Origin of the sequence: Levilactobacillus suantsaiihabitans, from assembly GCF_004745505.1 — a bacterium.
Taxonomy (GTDB): domain Bacteria; phylum Bacillota; class Bacilli; order Lactobacillales; family Lactobacillaceae; genus Levilactobacillus; species Levilactobacillus suantsaiihabitans.
This window is the reverse complement of the sequence record NZ_RKLX01000046.1, coordinates 1-2,275: the sequence shown is the minus strand read 5'-3', so window position 1 is coordinate 2,275 and position 2,275 is coordinate 1. Positions and strand designations below refer to the sequence as shown.

General features: G+C 49.3%; 2 protein-coding genes. One reads left to right on the top strand and one right to left on the bottom strand.

What is annotated here, in order from left to right:
- Nucleotides 1–583: 583 nt before the first annotated feature.
- A complete protein-coding gene (locus EGT51_RS12710; protein ID WP_135369021.1) occupies nt 584–898 on the bottom strand; it encodes a GNAT family N-acetyltransferase in 315 nt (104 codons plus the stop codon).
- A gap of 636 nt (nt 899–1,534) precedes the next feature.
- On the opposite strand from EGT51_RS12710, the gene EGT51_RS12705 reads away from it, so the two are divergent.
- The gene (locus EGT51_RS12705) at nt 1,535–1,789 is read left to right on the top strand and encodes a hypothetical protein (protein WP_135369020.1); all 255 of its coding nucleotides are present in this window, start codon (nt 1,535–1,537) and stop codon (nt 1,787–1,789) included.
- The last annotated feature ends 486 nt before the right edge of the window (nt 1,790–2,275 follow it).

Genomic DNA, 2,275 nt, shown 5'->3' with positions numbered 1-2,275 from the left:
GATACCAAGTATCAAACCGCCCTACACATATTTGGTTTGTCGAAACAATGTTCAGTTTTCAAAGGTCTACCAAGTTATCTGCTCTAACAGACAACTTAATCATCATATCATTTAGCTGATTTGATGTCAACAAGAAATTTTAAATCAAATTTCTTATCGAATGCCGCCTCAATGAAGCAGCTCAATCAATATACCATTTTGCTTAACTACTTGTCAACAAGTAATTTAACATTTATAAATTAACGAACTGCTCTACAAAAGTTAGCTTAGATAATATACCATGCATTTTACCCCGCTGTCAACAAAAACACAAAATTAATTGCGACTGTCAATTAGTCGTTGCTCTGTCAGACTCTAGGAAGGTGAGTCGCCGTGACGCCGAACAACTGGGCCAACCAGCTAGTGTCGTTTCCGGCTGTGCCCGCCAACGACATTTATCCCACCGCTTATAACGACTCCTTGGGCTCCCCTATCAATCTAAAAGTCTGGCCACCATCCCCACAAAAAAGAAGACACCCCCTCACGCGATTGCCCCCCCCATTTAGCCATTGCCCACTAAGTTCATCAACTGCCAGGATCCACACTAAGCCAACCGTGTCAGCTGCCACTTAAAAACCACTCCCCCTGAATACGTAGCTTGTCGTTTACACATCACCGAAAAGCCCTGCCCACGATAATAGGCCACGTTGCGGTGGGGGTTGGTCACTAACGTCAATTGGCGTGCTCCAGCCGCCTTAGCCATCAGCACAATTTGCTGCTGTAACAATGCCGTTCCGATCCCCCGCCCCTGGACAGCGGAGTCAACAGCAAAGTAAATCAAGGTCCAGGTGTCCTCAGCGGGATGCGCCATCCCATCTGCCCGTTCGATATCACGTAACCGACTTTGGCGATGCCGCAAGTACGGCCAGACTCACCGCAGTCCCCCGCAACGCAGATAATTCCACCAGGTAATCTTAACCGTTGGTGCAGCTAGGACCCAACCGCCACTGGCCTGCCTTGCTCTTCGGCCACGACAAGTTGTCCCTGGCGCCAATAACTACGCAGCGCCATCACAAAATAGTCGTCTAAGAATTGGCAGTAGCCGCCAGTCTTTTAAAACGCTGGGCGAACAGCCATCATAAATGTCGGATAATCTTGAAATGCCCGCGTCATTAGCCGCACGAGCCTCCCTAAATCTGAATGAACCGCAGTCCTGAATTTCATTTTCTATCTTCCCCTTGAATGAAATGCATGACTGCACAGTTGTGTACTATATTAAATCCGAAGCACAGTTTGGCGTGATACATCCATTTCTGGACAGTCACCCCAAAATTGACCAAAACTGGAGGTAGTCTGTTGGATCGACGAACACGAAAAACGCAGACAGCCATTCGGACGGCGCTGATTACGCAACTACAGACACAACCACTTACCAAGATTCGGGTAGCCATGCCCAGGCGGATATTTCACGGAGCACCTTCTACCTCCATTACGATAACGTTTGCGATTGTTACACCCACATGGTCACTGAGACGATCGACGGACTCTTGGCACGTTGACCACAACGTCCCCGACTGACAGTACCGCCAGCTTTAAGGCCCTCGCGACGACCTGCATCCACTACGTCGTGGCTCATCGCGAGCTTTTTGCCCTGATTACCCAATCTAACAATCCGTATCCGCTCACCCAGCTTAAATCACAGCTGGTCACCAAGGTCCTGGCAGTCGAGCACCTTAGTCGCAAGAATCCGCAAGACTATTACGATGTCGTTTGCTTAGTCAGCAGCGTGATCGGTGTCATCACCGAGTGACTCGACCAGGAGAACATCCCCAAGCCGAGCTCATCCTCATCGTCACCAATATCATTTCCCGCATTTAGCTAAACTCACATCACTGTCTCAAACTCTCTCGCAATTAGAAAAGGACTATCCCCAACAAATCGGTTAGGATAGTCCTTTTTAATTTCTGACGAATGCACTAGGCAGCGTATCCAGCAGCGGCGGAATCTCTTCAAATACAGGAATTGCTTGACCATAACGATTAATCCCCCCCACGTATTCAGATCACGACCAACTCATCACCAAGTCAAACGGGTCATTTCTGACGTTGGCATAGTCACCGGTCTCTCCCAGGCTAGGGTCATGCGTCACGAATGCCCATTGCCGGTGAAGGCCACCCGAGCACCACCGTCACAGCCGTTTGACCAGGTAGTGGGCGGGCCGCTGACGGGGCCACTCTCGTTTGCCGCGTTAGGTTTTTAGGTATAAAAAAAGGAACCCTCACAGGGTTCCTTCAGT